Genomic DNA, 16,379 nt, shown 5'->3' on the forward strand with positions numbered 1-16,379 from the left:
CGCCCTTCCCCGCGACCCTTACATATCAAGCGCGATCGAAACCGCCCAAATTCCAAGGCCGACCTGCGCCAGCATGGTTATCATCGTGCCTACGCCACGCAGGAAGCCCAGCGGGCCGCCATCCATGCCTACGCCATGCGCCACGCGGCCCAGCATATAAGCCGCAGCGACGCCCATCAGCCATATGTTGCCCGCGCGCGCCAGTTCGATCACGACGATGAGCGCAAGAACGATGGGCGTATTCTCTACAAAGTTGGCCTGCGCGCGCATACGGGCGATCAGTTCCATGTCGCCACCGTCACCGATGCTGATCTTCTTGGCGGTGCGGACCATCCCGATGCGGATCGACAGCCAGATGTTGAGCAATGCTGCAGCGGCTGCCGCGCACAGTGTTATGGGCAGGATTATCATGCCTTCTGTTACTCCCCCTTACAAAGTTGTCCGTCTGGTGTTTCTGTTCCGGGATCAGCCGTATTGCTAGCGTGCCCGTGCTTGCAAAGCATCAGAAAATCCGTATAGGCGCGCCTTCGCCCGTGATTTGGCGAATCCCGTTTCAGCTGGCGACACGTCGCTGCGCATGGGGCCTGTTCCAAACAGGGCTTGTGCGGTGAACCGGTTTTCCCTATCGCGCCCGCAGCAAAACTACGCAATTCAGGAACAGGTGCCGAAATGGCCGTCCCCAAAAGAAAGACTTCGCCCTCCCGCCGGGGTATGCGCCGCAGCCATGACGCGCTGAGCGTTGAGGCGTTCCACGAATGCTCCAACTGTGGTGAGCTCAAGCGCCCGCACATGCTGTGCAACGCCTGCGGTCACTACAACGGTCGCGAAATCATCGCCGTCGGCCTCTGAGCCTGTAGGCCGGGGGAACTGACGACATGAGTCTGCCGCGTATCGCCGTCGATGCGATGGGCGGAGACGAAGGTGTGCGTGTCATGGTTGAAGGCGCGGCGCTTGCCCGCCGTCGCCATGATCGCTTCAAGTTCCTTCTGGTCGGTGATGAAGGGCGCATAAAGCAAGCCCTCGACAATCATCCGAACCTTCGCGGCGCGTCGGAGATTCTCCACGCGCCGGATGTCGTATCGGGTGACGAAAAGCCTACGCAAGCCTTGCGCCGCGCCAAAACCACTTCGATGGGGCTGGCGATCAACGCAGTAAAGCAGGGACATGCCGGTGCCGCAGTCAGTGCGGGCAATACCGGTGCGCTCATGGCGATGGCCAAGCTCGCGTTGCGCACCATGCCGGGCATTGATCGACCTGCGCTTTCCGCGCTGCTGCCAACGCTGGGCGATCACGATCTGATCATGCTCGATCTGGGCGCGAATACCGATTGCGATGCCCGCAATCTGGTGCAGTTTGCGATCATGGGTGCTGCCTATGCGCGCATCATCAACGGGCTTGAAGCGCCGCGGGTGCGCCTGCTGAACATCGGCACCGAAGAGACGAAGGGCACCGATTCCCTGCGTGATGCCGCCAACCAGCTCAAAGCGCTGGCAGGCGATCTGGCGATGTCGTTCGACGGCTTCACCGAAGCGGACAAGCTTTCGCGTGGCGATTGCGATGTCGTGGTGACCGATGGCTTTTCGGGTAACATCGCGCTGAAATCGATGGAAGGGGCGGCGCGTTTCGTGGCCGATCTGCTGCGCCGCAGTTTCTCGTCGTCGCTGCGTTCCAAGTTCGGCTTCCTGATCTCGCGTCCGGCCACCGAACTGCTCAAGCATCACCTTGATCCCAACAATCACAACGGCGCGGTCTTCCTTGGCCTGAACGGCGTCGTGGTGAAAAGCCACGGCAGCGCATCGGCGCTGGGCGTTGCGAATGCTGTGGCGGTTACCGCCCGTCTGCTGGAGGAAAACCTGACCGAGCGCATCGAAGCCGACCTTGCCCGTCTCGGGGCAGAGGCGATTCGCACGTCGGGCCGTGGATCGGGGCGCGCCAAATCTGCCACCAAAAACGAGGACGCAGCATGAGCCTGCGCGCCGTCATTCGTGGCAGTGGCTCCGCCCTGCCGCAGCGTTGCGTGACGAACGCCGAAATGACCACGATGGTCGATACGACCGACGAATGGATCGTTGAGCGTACCGGCATTCGCCAGCGCTATATTGCAGGTGAGGGTGAAAGCACCTCCACATTGGCGACCGAAGCTGCGCGCCGTGCGCTCGAAGCCGCCGGTATCGATGCCGCGCGTGTGGATTTGATAGTGCTTGCCACTGCAACACCGGATCAGACGTTCCCGGCTACGGCCACGATGGTGCAGCATAACCTCGGCTGCAATGGCGGCATTGCGTTCGATGTTGCGGCAGTCTGTTCGGGCTTTCTCTATGCGCTGGCCACGGCGGATTCGATGATCCGCACGGGCATGGCGAAGTGCGCACTTGTAATCGGTGCCGAAACTTTCAGCCGCATTCTCGATTGGGAAGATCGCACCACGTGCGTCCTGTTCGGTGATGGCGCAGGCGCGATCGTTCTCGAAGCGCAGGATGTGGACGAAAACGATCCTTCTGCGCCCGGCGTGATCGCCACGCGGCTCCACGCCGATGGTGCGCACAACGAGTTGCTTTATGTCGATGGCGGCCCGTCCACCACCGGCACTGTCGGCAAAGTGCGCATGAAGGGCAGGGAAGTATTCCGCCACGCTGTTACCAATCTCGCCAGCGTATTGCGCGAAGTGCTGGATGCTGCGGGTCGCGATGCGGCTGACATCGATTGGGTCGTGCCGCATCAGGCCAATTTCCGCATTCTCGATGCCACTGCGCGCAAGCTTGATCTGCCAGCCGAAAAGGTCGTTGTCACGGTTGATCGGCACGCCAACACCAGCGCGGCTTCGGTCCCGCTCGCTTATGATACTGCTGTGCGTGACGGGCGGATCAAATCCGGCGACCTGGTGATGTTCGAAGCGATGGGTGGCGGGTTCACCTGGGGCGCGAGTCTCGCGCGGGTCTGATCGTTCCCGCTTCGGGACATGACGTCAGACGCATCCATTCCCGTCAAGGCATTCGATTGCGTTCTGTAGAATGCACGTTATTGTTGCGCTCTTGTCTCTAACTCTCGGGGGGTCGTAGAGAATGCGTTCTGTTGGTACTTTGACGCGGGCAGATCTTGCCGAAAGCATCAATCGCCGCGTCGGTTTGTCGCGTGCGGACTCGCTGGAAATGGTAGAATCCATTCTCCAGCACATGTGTGAAGCCCTGGCTGAGGGCGAGAATGTAAAGATTTCGGGCTTCGGCACGTTCCTACTGCGTGACAAGGCGGAACGCATCGGTCGAAATCCGAAGACGGGTGTCGAAGTGCCGATCACGCCGCGCCGCGTCCTCAGCTTCCGCGCCAGCCAGATGCTCAAGGATCGCATCGGTCAGGGTTGATCCCGGTGCCGGATCAGGATTCATGACCAAGCCTGCTCTTTCCGATGGCCCAATTCTCTCCGATGGCAAGGATGCGCAAGCCTTGCGCACCATTGGCGAGGTTGCGAAGGCGCTTGGCATTCGCCAGCACGTTCTGCGGTATTGGGAAGAACAGTTTCCGTCGCTGCGTCCGCTCACGCGGGCGGGCGGGCGACGGTACTACCGCCCGGAAGATATTGCGCTGATCGTCGAAATCGATCGGCTGCTCCATCGTGAAGGCTTCACGATCAAAGGGGCAAAGCAGGCTCTGAAAGGTGGCGTGAAAGGCGATGGGAAAAACCCCATTGAGGCGAAGCAGGCGGACGTCGGATCATCGGCCAACCTGTCGCAGGGCGAAGTCGCGCAGCCGCTGATCGATTTCCTGCAAGGCATCCGCAATCGGCTGGCCGCCGCACTCGATTAATCGATCAGTTGCGGCCCCAGTGTCGGGTCAAGATCGCGCGGGCGCTTGATCTCGACCAGCCGTGCGCAGCCTTCGGTCATGTCAGACCATCGTGCCACGTCGAGTTCCAGCACGGCAAAAGTCGCGGTCGGGAACTTCTCCTCAACCACCTCACGCAAGGGGGAGGAGCCATCATCCGGCACCAGATCGAAGATCAGATCTTCCAGCCCCGGATTGTGCCCGATCATCAGCACGCTTTGCGGATCGCCAGAAAGCTCTTTCAGCAGATCGATCAGCGTGGCCGAACTGGCCAGATAGATGCGCCGATCCCACTCCAGCTTGAACGTGCATTTCCACGCCTTGCTCGCCTCTTCCACCGTTTCCGCTGCGCGCACGGCGGGGCTGGCGATCATGCGGTCGAACGTGCGCCCGGTATCCCGGATATATTCTCCCATAGCCCGCGCCCCGCGCTGCCCACGCCCGTTCAGCGGACGGTCGAAATCCCGCGCGCGCGCATCGCTCCAGTCCGATTTGGCGTGGCGGAACAGGGCCAGTGTCTTCACGAAATCCCCTCGGGCTGCGTTGATGCAGCCTCTCTTCCAAGAACACCGCCTCCGACACTTTGTAAAGCCACATCCAGCGTCACCCTGCGGATTGGCGTGCCCGCCGGAAAGGCCGAAAGCAGGCGTGACGGGAACGCGGATGACAGGACCACGAAGTGCCCCTTGTCCCCGGAAGAGCGGATCAGCCGCCCGAAAGCCTGTGCCAGCCGTGCACGAATGATGCGGTCGTCATGGGGCTGCCCGCCGCCCGCCAGCCGCCGCGCCCGATGCAGGATCGAAGGTTTGGGCCAAGGCACCTGTTCCATCACCACCAGCCGCAATGAATGACCCGGCACGTCTACCCCATCGCGCAGGGCATCGGTGCCCAACAACGAAGCGCGGGGATCGTCACGGAAGATATCCACCAAAGTGCCGGTATCGATCGGGTCCACATGCTGCGCAAACAAGGGCAATCCGCTTCGCGCCAACCGGTCTGCAATCCGGCCATAGACCGCGCGCAACCGCCGTATCGCGGTGAACAGCCCCAGCACGCCGCCGCCCGATGCCTCTATCAGCCGTCCATATGCCGCTGCCAGCGCCGGAATATCACCCTTGGGTACATCGGTCACGATCAGCACTTCGGCTTGCGCAGCATAATCGAAAGGACTTTCGGCGCTGAACAGCCGGGGCGCAATGTCCAGATGCTGCGCCCCGCTGCGTTCAACGGCGCTGGTCCAGTCTTCGCCATCGCGCAGTGTGGCCGATGTCATCATCACCCCGTGCGAAGGGGCCAGCACGCTTTCGGCAAAGGGCTTCATCGGGTCGAGATAGTGGCGATGCAGCCCAACGTCCCATTCGCGCCCGTCTGATCGTTCCACCGCGATCCAGTCGACAAAATCGGGATCCCCCGGCCCACCCAACCGTGCCAGCAGGGCAATCCACCCGGCAATCAGATCGCAGCGCCAGCCAATCGCACTGCGCGCACCTTCGATCCTTGCCCGCGCCGGACCGTCCAGCCAGTCTGGCCCATCCTCGACAATCGCTTCCAGTCGCAGGCCCAGTCGGACCAGCGGCTTGCGCAAGGCTTCCAGCGCTTCCTGCGCCCGCCCTGCAATTTCGATGAACGGCCCGTCGAGCTGTGCGATCTCGGTTTCCAGCCCATAGCCCGCTTCCTGCCCGCCGCTTTCGTCACGCGCATAGGCCAGTGCGCGCGCCGCGCTGAGCAGGTCTTCCAGCGGCCCGGAAGGCGTGCCTTCCACCACCCGCGCCAGCCAGCCGTCAGAGGGGAGGGCCTCTGCAGCGGTGCGCGCCTGTGCAATCGCGCGCTCCCCCTCTTCGTCATAGCTGGCAACATCGGCAAGCCGTGCCGAAAGCCCCCGCCGCCGTCCGCGCGATTTGCCTTCAGGCCCGATCACCCAGCGCCGCAATTCGATCGTTTCAGCGCCGGTCAACGCCGCTGAAAACGTTGAATCCGCAGCTTCGAAAACATGATGGCCTTCGTCAAACACGATCCTTGTTGGCCTCTGCGCGGCATCGCGTCCCCGCGCAGCATTGACCATGACCAGCGCATGGTTGGCGATGACCAGTTCTGCATCGGCAGAAGCGCGTGCTGCCCGTTCGATGAAGCACTTCCGGTAATGCGGACACCCGGCATAGACGCATTCGCCGCGCTGGTCGGTCAGCGCCGAGATTCCCCGCTTGCGGAACAGCGTGCCCAGCCAGCCCGGCAGGTCGCCGCCGATCATGTCGCCGTCTTGGCTATAGGCGGCCCAGCGCGCTACCAGTTGTGCCAGCACCGCTGCCCGTCCGCCAAAGCCGCCTTGCAGTGCGTCTTCAAGGTTCAGCAGGCACAAGTAGTTCTCACGCCCCTTGCGCACCACCACCGGCGGCTTGCCGTTTCGCTCCGCCGGAAATGCCCGACGGCTTTCACGCCGCAGCTGTCGCTGCAGCGCCTTTGTATAGGTCGAAACCCACACCGTTCCGCCCGATGTCTCAGCCCAGAGCGAGGCCGGGGCCAGATAGCCGAAGGTCTTGCCGGTGCCCGTGCCAGCCTGCGCCAGCACCACATGCGGCTGGCGTTGATCGCGGCGGGGTGCAAACATGCGCCCGGCTTCGCGCGCATAGTTCTGCTGGGCCGGACGGCTTTCCGCATCAACGCCGGTCAGCTCGGCCAGCCGTCCGACAATGACTTCATCTGCCAGCATGACTTGCGCGGGCTGCGGGCGGTCTGCGGCTTCTTCCCATTCGGGCAGGCGCGTGAACAGCCAGCGCTCCGCCCGTTGCGGTTTCCTGATGCGCGGCGTCAGCAGCGTGGCCCAAGGCCAGTGCATCCGCACCAGCGATTGCAGCGTGGTCCACGCGCCTTCGCGTTCGCTCCAGTCGTCCCGTTCGCATGTTGAGAGCAGTGCTTCTGCTGCCTGCTGCAGAAGCAGCGGCACGGCATCGTCACCCGCAGGCTCGGCCAGATCCAGCGCATTGGCCAATCCTTTGGGCATCGGAACCATGAACTTCGCCGGGTGGACGAAGGCGAAGAGTTCCAGCAGATCCAGCCCGGAAAGATCGGGATAGCCCAGTCGGCTTGCCACCAGTGGCGCGTTCAGCATCAGCAACGGCGTATCTGCCGCTGCCACGATCGCATCGCCCTTGCTCACCCCGCGCGTTGCAAAGCCTTCGCGCAGCCAGCATCCGCCGTGGCTTGAATGAATCGCCGGAAGCGAAAGGGCGGGGGTCTCGGACACATTTGTGCGATAGAACAGGAATGGAACACCCGGCAAGTCCGAAGCGCCCAAAGAAAATCCTGCGCGGTGATTAACCAGCCCCCTTAAACTTTATCCACGCTGCCCGTCCTTCTCGTCGGGAAACTCATACCGGTGCGGCGCAAGCCATGCCGGCCCATAGTGGAGAATGGGAAAATGGCAGTCATCAACACGAATATCAGCGCGGTTCGCGCGACCAACGCTTCAAATTCCGCCAACAAGATGCTCGGCGTCGCAATGGAGCGCCTGTCGACCGGCAAGCGTATCAACGGTGCCAAGGATGATGCAGCGGGCCTTGCAATCACCACCACCATGACCTCGCAGATCAAGGGCATGAGTCAGGGTGTGCGCAATGCGAACGACGGAATCAGCCTTGCGCAGACCGCCGATGGCGCGCTGAACGAAGTCACCGCGATGCTCCAGCGCATCCGCGAACTCGCAGTGCAGGCCGCATCCGGCACCTATCAGGGGTCGGACCGCGACGCGATGCAGTCGGAAGTCGAAAATCTGACCAGCCAGGTCAGCGAAGTGCTGACCAAGACCAAGTTCAACGGCAACGAACTGTTCGCGGTGGCCACTGCGCCGGTCGCTGCGGACGATCTCAGCTTCGTCATCCAGACGGGGGCGGAAACGAATGATACTGTCACGTTGACCAGCGTTGCCTTCGATGGCGATGTGCTGTTCGGCACGGGCAACACGGCATACAGCGCGGCGGCAACGCAATCGCTCAAGGTCAATGATACGGTTGCCGGTGACGGAAGCGGTTCGACCAACGCCACCGCTACGATTGACTTCGTGGACGATGCACTTGCTGCCGTCAGTGCAACTCGGGCCGGTCTTGGTGCAGGTCAGAACCGGCTGGAATCGGTGATCAACAACCTCAACGATAACGTCACCAATCTGTCGGACGCCCGTTCGCGCATTCTGGATACCGATTATTCGGCGGAAACCACGCAGATGGCCAAGGCACAGATTCTGTCACAGGCTTCAACCGCGATGATCGCGCAGGCCAATCAGGCCCAGCAGAACGTCCTCTCGCTTCTGAAGTAAGCCTCCTTCAGAAGCACCTCCACGGAACGGCGGGATCGCTTAAGCGCGGTCCCGCCTTTTCGGCGTTTTCCTACAGGGCACGCGCCGTGATACGGGGAGAAAATGCATACCGCACAATTTCTTGCTACGTGGTTCAGTGCCATGCCGGACGTGATCCGGGATGGCGCTTCCATGTGCAGAAATGCCCGCCAACCGGGCGGTGACAGTTTTTCTCTGGACCGTGTAAACAGTGTAAACCCCTTCAGCTTTCGCTTGCGAAACCTGAACGGCCGCGCAAAAGGGCGGACACTATGACAGACGCAATCACAACCGCCGCCCAAACGTCGAAGGCCTGGCCTTTCGAGGAAGCCCGCAAGCTGATCAAGCGGTTTCCCGGTGGCAAACGCGATGCGTCTGGCGAACTCGTACCGGTGCTGTTCGAAACCGGTTATGGTCCATCGGGCCTGCCGCACATCGGCACTTTTCAGGAAGTCCTGCGCACCACGCTGGTCCGTCGGGCCTATGAAGTGCTGACTGGCGGGCACCCCACGCGCCTCGTGGCGTTTTCGGACGACATGGACGGGCTGCGCAAGGTGCCCGACAACGTGCCCAACAAGGCGCTGCTCGATGCGCACCTTGGTCATCCGCTCAGCCGTATTCCCGATCCTTTCGAGAAGTTCGAAAGTTTTGCCCACCACAACAATGCGATGCTGCGCGCGTTTCTGGATCGCTTCGGCTTCGACTATGAATTCGTCTCCGCGTCCGACCGCTACAATGCGGGCGGCTTTGATGATGCTCTGAAGAACGTCCTGCGCAACTGGCAGCCGATCATGGACATCATGCTGCCCACCTTGCGCGAAGAACGCCGCAAGACCTATTCGCCGGTTCTCCCCGTCTCGCCCACCACGGGTGAGGTGTTGCAGGTGCCGGTCGAAGTGGTGGACGCTGAAGCCGGTATCGTCCGCTTTACCGACAGCAACGGGGAAGTGATCGAACACACGATCCTCGGCGGCTGGTCCAAGCTGCAGTGGAAGGTCGACTGGGCCATGCGCTGGGTCGCGCTTGGCGTCGATTATGAAATGTGCGGCAAGGATTTGACCGACAGCGTCACGCAATCGGGCAAGATCGCCCGCGTGCTGGGCGGCCAGCGTCCCGAAGGCCTGATCTACGAACTCTTCCTCGATGAGAAAGGCGAGAAGATCTCCAAGTCCAAGGGCAACGGGCTGACCATCGAGCAGTGGCTGGAATACGGCAGTGAGGAGAGCCTCGGCTTCTACCTCTTCCGCGAACCCAAGAGCGCCAAGTCGCTGCATGTCGGGATCATCCCGCGCGCGGTTGATGAATACTGGCAGTTCCGCGAAAAGCTGCCCACGCAGCCCGTCGAACAGCAGCTTGGCAATCCGGTTTGGCACCTGCTGCGCACCAATGGTCCTGCCGTGGGCGAGGGTGACAAGCTGCCGGTGACTTACGGCTTGCTGCTCAACCTTGTTGGCGTGCTGGGCGCATCGGCAACGCGCGATCAGGTCTGGTCATACCTTGGCAACTATGTCGAGAACGCAGACCCCGCCACACACCCGGCGCTTGACGGCCTCGTTACCCGCGCGCTTGCCTACAACCGCGACTTCATCGCTCCGACGCTCCAGCGCCGCAAGCCGGAGAGCAACGAGGCGCTGGCACTGGCTGTTTTGGATGAAGAACTGGCAGGCACGTCAGACGACGCGACGGCAGAAGAACTGCAGAACATCGTCTACGAGATCGGCAAAGATCCGCATTACGGGTTCGAGCAGCTGCGCGACTGGTTCAAGTGCCTTTACGAAACGCTGCTGGGGTCAAGCGCCGGTCCGCGCATGGGCAGCTTCATCGCGCTTTATGGCGTTGAAAATACGCGTAAACTGATTGCCGAGGCGCTGGACTGAACGGTCAGCATTCAATGATGTGAGGAATAAAGCGGGCGCGGTTGCCGGTGATCAGGCCATCTTCACGGATGCCAAGACCGGCAGCCTCGCCCGCCACTATCCAGCTACCCAGCACCGGGTATCCTTGCCCGAAGTCCTTCAGCGGGTAGCGCTGCTGGAACACGATGCGGCTGGCATCGTAATTCCCGCCCGACCGGGCCAGAACATCGCCACCGGAAACCACCTCGATATTCGCGCCCTCGCGCGCCAGTACGGGTTTTGCCACATAGTCCGGTCCTACCGCGCCGGGGATGAATGAGGCGGGGAGCAGGTTGGGGTGTCCGGGGAACATATCCCATAGGACGGCCAGAACGGCCTTGTTGCTCCACAGCATCTTCCACACCGGCTCAAGCCACACCGTGTCATGCAGGTGCGGCAGGATCGCGGTTCCAAACTCCTCTGCCGCCAGCCATTCCCAAGGGTAAAGTTTGAACAGAGCCGAGATCAGGTAGTCATCCTGATCCAGAATGCGGCCATCGGCATCAATCCCGATCTGATCGATCAGCAGGCCAAAGGTTTCCAGCCCCGCTTGCCCGGCCAGATCACGCAGGTAAGTGGTGGTCATCGTGTCTTCATGCGCATCGTCGGCAACATGCGTGAACCACACCCGCCGCCCCGGCAGGGCGCCAGCGATTACCTGCCAGCGCGCCAGCAGCTTTTCGTGCAGGCTGTTGAGCTGGTCGGCCTGCGGAAACACCTCTTCCTTCCAGAACCACTGCACGATCGATGTTTCGAGCAGCGATGTGGGCGTATCGCAGTTGTATTCCAGCAACTTCGGATCGCCGCTGCCATCCCACGCGAAATCGAAGCGCCCGAAATCGAGTGCAGGGGACCGCCGCCGCCACGCTTCGCGTACCGCGCCGTGCCAGCTTGCAGGGATGCCGCAGGACGACATCAGCAGATCGTCACGGACGATGACGTCGGCGGCTTCAATGTAGAGCCGGTGAACCGTCTCGCTTGCCTCTTCCAGCGTTTCAACCTGCGCGGCTGTGAAGGCATAGGCCGCGCTTTCGTCCCAGTACGGCCCTTCGGCGTCGCTGTGCCAAAGCAGCCCCAGTTCAGCGACCGCAGCCTGCCAACCAGCACGCGGTTCCAGCGTCAACCTGCGCATCGATCAGGACCAGCTACCGCCGAAGAACTTGCCTTTCGAGCCGAATCCGCCGCGCGACACCGGTTTGCTACGAACCATATTGGCCGCAGCGGGGGCATCTGCATAAGTCACGCCCTTGGTCGGAAAATAGCTGCCCTTGTAGCCATAGCTGGGGTCACGCACCGGATCGCCCATATAAGGCACGCGGGAACCGCGGCCGACATAGTACCAGAAGAACGAACTGCCGACGCCACCCGTGCGCGTGCTGCGACAGTTCTGGTCGGGAATGCGGCGGCCTTCCTGATCGACACACACGGCGGTATCGCGGTCTGCCACGACGCCATCGTCCCAATCGTTGCCGCCGCCCGAACAGCCTGCGAGCGTTGCGGCCATCGCCGTGGTCAGCACCAGTTGCTTTTTCATGGCTCAGGGCACCATGCAGGCGGCTTGGAGGATGCCCACGCCAAGGCTCATCCCGCCGACGAACTGGCCAGAGGCGAGGCAACCTTCGGTGATGCGATTGGAGATGGCGCGAAACAGGAAGCGTGCGATCACCACGAAGACGAGAAGCTGCACCACCCCCGCAAGTGCGCTCCACAGCAGCATGTCGGCAAGGCTTACCGAATTGGCGATGATGACCGCCACCGGGGCAGCGAAGCCTAGGAATGTGCCAGACAACTGCGTGGCCGCAGCAGCATTGCCATCGCGGATAAGCGCAAATTCACGGTGCGGCGTAGCCATCGCATAAAGAAACAGGAACGCCACGGCGAGCGTCAAGGCACCGCCGAAGTAGGCAAGGAAGTGCGGCAGTGCCGCCGCGAAATAGCTCAACATGTCAGGCCCCCGTTCGCCCCCCAGCGCAGCGCTACCGGCTCGCCGCGATCCACCGGCGCACTTTGGCTTCAAGCACCTGCATCGGCAAGGCCCCGCTGCCCAAAACCTGATCGTGGAACTGGCGAATGTCGAAGCGCGGCCCCAATGCGGCTTCTGCCTCCTTACGCAGCCGCTGGATCGTCAGCGCGCCGATCTTGTAGGACAGGGCCTGGCCCGGAATGGCAATGTAACGGTCCACTTCAGCCTCGGCATCGCTGCGGCCCATGCCCGAATTGGCAAGCATGTAGTCCACTGCCATGTTGCGGCTCCAGCCTTTGGTGTGCAGGCCGGTGTCCACCACCAGCCGCATTGCGCGCAGCATCTCGTCGTCAAGCGTGCCCCAGTGCTGCATCGGGTCTTTGTAGAACCCCATCTCGTAACCCAGCGTTTCGGCATAGAGCGCCCAGCCTTCGATGTAGGCCGTGTTGCCGCCGAACCGCTGAAAATCGGGAAGGGCGGTGTTCTCTTGCGCAAGGCTGATCTGGAAGTGATGCCCCGGCGCGCCTTCGTGCAGATAGAGCGTGGCGATCCCGGTCAGGAAGCGGCTTTTCAGATCATAGGTGTTGAAGAAGAACGTGCCGGGCAAGCGCCCGTCTGGCGAACCCTGCGCATAGGAGCCGCCCGCTTCGAACTTGGCGCGGTAAGGCGGGTAGGACTGGATCTGCAGCGGCGTGCGCGGCAGGTGCAGGAAATAGCGCGGGGCCAGCGCGTCTACCTTGCGCCCGATTGCGCGGAAGCCTTCGGAAAGCTCGGCTTCGGTGCGGGGATGGTATTTCGGATCGGTACGGATGTGATCGAAGAAATCGCGCAAGGGACCGGTGAAGCCGAGTTCGCCCTTCACCCCGTCCATATCGCGCTGGATCCGCGCCACTTCGCCAAGGCCCAGTTCGTGGACGGCAGACGGATCAAGGTCCAGCGTCGTGTTCATCCGCACCAGCCGCCGATAGAGCGCCATGCCGCCGGGAAGCGCGGAAAGTCCGACCGTTTCGCGCGCGACCGGGCGATACTCTTCGGCAAGGAAACGCCGCAGGTTGCGATAAGCGGGGTAGACGACCTTTGCAGTTACGGTGTGCAAATCGCTGCGCATCTGGTTACGCTGCGCTGGTGCAATGCTTTCGGGAAAGCTGCGCGCAGCCGACATGAACGGGGACCGGTCAACCGGCTGGGCCAGCAATGCGTCGATCTGGGCAATCATGTTGTCCACGGTCAGGCGCGGTTCGGTAGTCCCGGCTGCCATACCTTCGCGAAAGCGGGCGATTGCGGCGTAAAAAACTTTGGGCAGGGCGCGGTGCCGCTCGATCAGCAGCTCGAAATCGCCAGCGTTTTCCAGCACCAGACCGCTGCCGGGCGATGACAGTTCGGGATAGGAGACGTGGAACCCGCCGAAGTGATTGAACGGCTGGACTTCGGTAAGCGCCAGCGATTCAGGCGACAGGAGCGCCTGTTCGGCCTGTTTGGCGTCAAGCATCACCGCGCGCGAAATGCGGTGCCCTTCGTCAAGCTGATCGGGTGGAATACCGCCAAGTTCGCCCAGCAGACGGCTGTTGGCCTCGCGCCGTTCATGCGCCAGCTGCGGCGTGAACAGCAGCAGGAACTGGCTGGTGGGAACGCGCTTGCCCTGCTGCAATGCGCCCAGCGGATCGAGAGCGAGGCTTTGGTGCAGGTCGGCCGCGAAAAGACGGTCGAGCGCGACGTTGGGCGATATTTCGGGCGGTGTCGGCGCAACATCGATCTTTGCCGTGGCAATGCCTTGTGAGCGCGACGCATCAGCGTGGGCGCAAGCAGATGCAGCGCTGGCAATGATGAGCGCAAGAACTGTCCGGGCGATCACGTGGCGCGGTTTCGTCACCACGCCCTCAACTCCACGTCCGCGCGCGATACCATTTGGTCAGGACATATTTCACGCCGCGCACCACCGGCATTCCGGCGTGCATTGCGTTGGGATTGGGAGTGCCATCGGGCTTCATGTTGTTCCAGATCAGCAAAGCGCCCGGCTGGGGCGGGATGGAAAGGTCAATGCGGGAGAAGTCGGTCGTGCCGCCTTCTTCAACGGCGTTGAGATACGCCATTGCCGTCCAGCTACGCTGACCGCCACGCCTTTGTTCCGAATCCCAAAACGGCTGTGATGGCAAAAAGTGGTCATAGTGCCCGCGAAACTCCTGACCAGGGTGATAGCGCTGGCCCTGAATCGTTTCGCCGAACGCAGGATCGATGCCGATCAGATCGTCAATCCGGCGCTGCAACATGATGACGAAAGGATCGTTTGGATCAACGTCGCCGCTGAAGCTGGTCCGGCCGGTCGCATCCGTGCCTTTGTAGGTTGGAGAGGGGCGGGCGACGGCATCGACGATCCCGATAAGCCGACTGCACTCGGCTTCGGAAAAAAAGCGTGCAACACCAAAAATTTCGAGGCCATCGACGGGCAATTGATAGACGCCGGGATCCTGCCTTAGCCGTTTGCGGACCAGTTCGCCGACACGCTTCAATGCAAGTGTTTCCGACGAGGCAGACGTTTTCTTTGCAAAAATGGCCATGTCGGGAACCGTTCTGCGTCAATGCGTTGTGTGGTGCAAGCCCTGTCATTTAGTCCGAAGTGGACGGTAAATACAGATTTCCTCAAGCATTTCCCGTATCTTTGGGTTAACCAAAATCACAGTTTGTTATCACTTGTCGGTCGCTGAACGATCATAAGTTTCGACGCTGGGCGTAAATGGGGGCGCGCACCAACTGTCGTTGCTGAAGGCGGGTTGCAGCCGTCATGAGCGTTGGTTTGCCGAATGGAGTTTTGTTTGGACGCCTTCGCTGATCCTGAACTGGAAAGTCTCAAACTCGCCGTAGCGCTCTATGGCCTTCGCAGAAAGCGTGATTTTGCCGGTGCCCGCAGAGGGCTGTTTGGTGAACCGGGCTGGGATATCCTGCTCGATCTCTACATTGCCGATCGGCGCAGAACGGAAGTGCAGGTTTCTTCGGTGTGCCTTGATGCGGGTGTTCCATCGACCACGATCCTGCGCTGGATCGCCCGGCTTGAGCAGGAAGGCCTGATTTATCGCATTGCCGATAATGCCGACGCGCGCCGGCGTTATGTTCGGCTGACGGCAGAAGGGCACGAGATGATGCGCAATATCCTTCGCGCGATTGCAGGCGGGCTGCCAGGGTAAGCTGTTGTGGTGAACGGACGCCAAAGCAAATGCCCTCCTGACTCGCGTCAGGAGGGCATTTGCTTGTTTGGAAGGGCGCCCGATTACCAGAAGAAGTTCTGGATCACGTCCACCACTTCGCCCGAATAGACATCCACCAGCAGCACGTCGTCCCAGTAACGAACCCAGCGATAGGGACCATAGGCAGGCGGCAGGCGATAAGCCCACGGATCGTTGATCCAGTAATTGCGGCCATAGAAGCCTGAATTCAGGAAAATCCCGATGGAAACGCGGTTGTAGTTCCACCCGCGATAGGGCGCGTAGTACGTAGGCAGACGATAGATGCTCCGGTTCGTTGCGCGGTAGCGGCCCCAATCATAACGGTTGTCGCGTCGCCAATCGTTGCTCCAGCGCCGGTAGTCCCCGCGATAGCTGCTGCGGTTGTTTTCGCCCCGCCAGTTGTCACCCCGCCGATTGTCATTGCGCCAGTTGTCGTTGCGATCCCGGTAATCGCGGTTGCGGTCACGGTCCGAATAGGACGGGTTGCGGCCATTCCAGTTCCGGTCGCGACCATCGTTGCCGTTTCGGTCACGGTTCCAGGTGCCACGGTCCGATGCCCCGTTGTTGCGGCCCGGATTGGTGCCGTTCCAGCGGGTGCCATCCCATCCGCGCTGCGCCGGAGCCTGACGCGCAGTTGCAGTGGCGGGCGGCGTGGCACGCTGCGGGGTAACCGCAGGCGGGGTTGGGCGCTGGGCCGATGTGCGGTCTTCCACACCCGGACGCCAGCGGCCTTCGACATTGCCGTTGTTGCGCCAGCTGGTTGAGGCAGGACGTTCTGCGCGAACCTGTGGCGCTTGCTGCTGGCGGGCCTGCGGAGCCTGTTGTTGCCCGCGTGCCCAGTTACCGCCGCCGCGCTCCCCGCCGCCACGATTGCCACCACCCCAGTCGCCCCGATTGGCGCTCTGTCCGCCACGCTCACCGCGCTGTTGCCGTTCCTGCGCTGTGGCTTGCGACGAGACGGTCGTTGCCGCAAGGGCCACCGCCAGCGCAGCCAGCGCACTCTTGCTGAAGATTGACTTGCCGGACATCGTGACCGACCCTTTCCCGATAGGTGTGCTGCAAACCTTCGCAGCTTCAATAACACCCTGTTAAGCGATTCGCGCTGTCCCATGTCTGAACCGGCTTGGTAGCCTGCCGTTCAGGTTCGGGTATTGTTT

Annotated in this window: 17 protein-coding genes; 8 read left to right on the forward strand and 9 right to left on the reverse strand. The window is 61.7% G+C overall.

What is annotated here, in order from left to right; all coding sequences use genetic code 11:
• Positions 1-18 precede the first annotated feature (18 nt).
• Complete coding sequence (locus ACOVQ0_RS16700) at positions 19-411, reverse strand: MAPEG family protein (RefSeq protein WP_421886991.1); 393 nt, start codon at positions 409-411, stop codon at positions 19-21.
• A 258-nt stretch (positions 412-669) separates the two neighbouring features.
• On the opposite strand from ACOVQ0_RS16700, the gene rpmF reads away from it, so the two are divergent.
• The 5 genes from rpmF to ACOVQ0_RS16725 all read left to right on the forward strand — a co-directional run bounded on the left by rpmF (position 670) and on the right by ACOVQ0_RS16725 (position 3,801).
• The gene (gene rpmF, locus ACOVQ0_RS16705; protein ID WP_421886994.1) at positions 670-849 is read left to right on the forward strand and encodes a 50S ribosomal protein L32; all 180 of its coding nucleotides are present in this window, start codon (positions 670-672) and stop codon (positions 847-849) included.
• Between the two features lie 26 nt (positions 850-875).
• Positions 876-1,967: a phosphate acyltransferase PlsX gene (gene plsX / locus ACOVQ0_RS16710; protein WP_421886996.1), complete on the forward strand. Its 1,092-nt coding sequence runs from the start codon at positions 876-878 to the stop codon at positions 1,965-1,967.
• Positions 1,964-2,941, forward strand: coding sequence for a beta-ketoacyl-ACP synthase III (locus tag ACOVQ0_RS16715; RefSeq protein ID WP_421886999.1), 978 nt, complete (start codon positions 1,964-1,966; stop codon positions 2,939-2,941). The genes plsX and ACOVQ0_RS16715 overlap by 4 nt, the downstream gene beginning before the upstream one ends.
• Before the next feature lie 121 nt (positions 2,942-3,062).
• Complete coding sequence (locus ACOVQ0_RS16720) at positions 3,063-3,359, forward strand: integration host factor subunit alpha (protein WP_421887003.1); 297 nt, start codon at positions 3,063-3,065, stop codon at positions 3,357-3,359.
• A 22-nt stretch (positions 3,360-3,381) separates the two neighbouring features.
• A complete protein-coding gene (locus ACOVQ0_RS16725) occupies positions 3,382-3,801 on the forward strand; it encodes a MerR family transcriptional regulator (RefSeq protein WP_421887006.1) in 420 nt (139 codons plus the stop codon).
• On the opposite strand, the gene ACOVQ0_RS16730 is transcribed toward ACOVQ0_RS16725, so the two are convergent.
• On the reverse strand, positions 3,798-4,343 hold the full coding sequence (locus tag ACOVQ0_RS16730; RefSeq protein WP_421887010.1) for a SixA phosphatase family protein: 546 nt from the start codon (positions 4,341-4,343) through the stop codon (positions 3,798-3,800). The genes ACOVQ0_RS16725 and ACOVQ0_RS16730 overlap by 4 nt on opposite strands.
• On the reverse strand, positions 4,340-7,060 hold the full coding sequence (locus tag ACOVQ0_RS16735; RefSeq protein WP_421887013.1) for an ATP-dependent DNA helicase: 2,721 nt from the start codon (positions 7,058-7,060) through the stop codon (positions 4,340-4,342). Before ACOVQ0_RS16735 ends, ACOVQ0_RS16730 begins: the two co-directional genes overlap by 4 nt.
• A 174-nt stretch (positions 7,061-7,234) precedes the next feature.
• Between ACOVQ0_RS16735 and ACOVQ0_RS16740 the strand changes: the two genes are divergently transcribed.
• Both ACOVQ0_RS16740 and ACOVQ0_RS16745 read left to right on the forward strand, forming a co-directional pair.
• Complete coding sequence (locus tag ACOVQ0_RS16740; protein WP_421887015.1) at positions 7,235-8,128, forward strand: flagellin; 894 nt, start codon at positions 7,235-7,237, stop codon at positions 8,126-8,128.
• Positions 8,129-8,418: 290 nt separating this feature from the next.
• Complete coding sequence (locus ACOVQ0_RS16745) at positions 8,419-10,023, forward strand: lysine--tRNA ligase (RefSeq protein ID WP_421887018.1); 1,605 nt, start codon at positions 8,419-8,421, stop codon at positions 10,021-10,023.
• A gap of 4 nt (positions 10,024-10,027) precedes the next feature.
• Here ACOVQ0_RS16745 and ACOVQ0_RS16750 read toward each other — a convergent pair whose 3' ends face one another.
• The 5 genes from ACOVQ0_RS16750 to ACOVQ0_RS16770 are packed head-to-tail and all read right to left on the reverse strand — an operon-like array spanning position 10,028 to position 14,559.
• Positions 10,028-11,173, reverse strand: coding sequence for a glutathionylspermidine synthase family protein (locus ACOVQ0_RS16750; RefSeq protein ID WP_421887021.1), 1,146 nt, complete (start codon positions 11,171-11,173; stop codon positions 10,028-10,030).
• Between the two features lie 3 nt (positions 11,174-11,176).
• Positions 11,177-11,575: a hypothetical protein gene (locus tag ACOVQ0_RS16755; RefSeq protein WP_421887023.1), complete on the reverse strand. Its 399-nt coding sequence runs from the start codon at positions 11,573-11,575 to the stop codon at positions 11,177-11,179.
• A 3-nt stretch (positions 11,576-11,578) separates the two neighbouring features.
• A complete protein-coding gene (locus ACOVQ0_RS16760) occupies positions 11,579-11,986 on the reverse strand; it encodes a DUF350 domain-containing protein (protein ID WP_421887026.1) in 408 nt (135 codons plus the stop codon).
• A 31-nt stretch (positions 11,987-12,017) separates the two neighbouring features.
• Positions 12,018-13,874: a DUF885 domain-containing protein gene (locus tag ACOVQ0_RS16765; RefSeq protein ID WP_421887029.1), complete on the reverse strand. Its 1,857-nt coding sequence runs from the start codon at positions 13,872-13,874 to the stop codon at positions 12,018-12,020.
• A gap of 7 nt (positions 13,875-13,881) precedes the next feature.
• Positions 13,882-14,559 (reverse strand): prolyl hydroxylase family protein, encoded by a 678-nt coding sequence (locus ACOVQ0_RS16770; RefSeq protein ID WP_421887031.1) that lies wholly within the window; start codon positions 14,557-14,559, stop codon positions 13,882-13,884.
• 255 nt (positions 14,560-14,814) lie between these two features.
• Here ACOVQ0_RS16770 and ACOVQ0_RS16775 point away from each other — a divergent pair, with 255 nt between their 5' ends.
• Positions 14,815-15,183, forward strand: coding sequence for a winged helix DNA-binding protein (locus ACOVQ0_RS16775; RefSeq protein WP_421887033.1), 369 nt, complete (start codon positions 14,815-14,817; stop codon positions 15,181-15,183).
• An 83-nt stretch (positions 15,184-15,266) separates the two neighbouring features.
• Here the strand turns inward: ACOVQ0_RS16775 and ACOVQ0_RS16780 are convergent, their stop codons facing one another.
• Positions 15,267-16,250, reverse strand: coding sequence for an RcnB family protein (locus ACOVQ0_RS16780; protein ID WP_421887036.1), 984 nt, complete (start codon positions 16,248-16,250; stop codon positions 15,267-15,269).
• Positions 16,251-16,379 lie beyond the last annotated feature (129 nt).

The sequence above is a fragment of the Novosphingobium sp. genome, assembly GCF_049240505.1.
Classification (GTDB): Bacteria; Pseudomonadota; Alphaproteobacteria; order Sphingomonadales; family Sphingomonadaceae; genus Novosphingobium.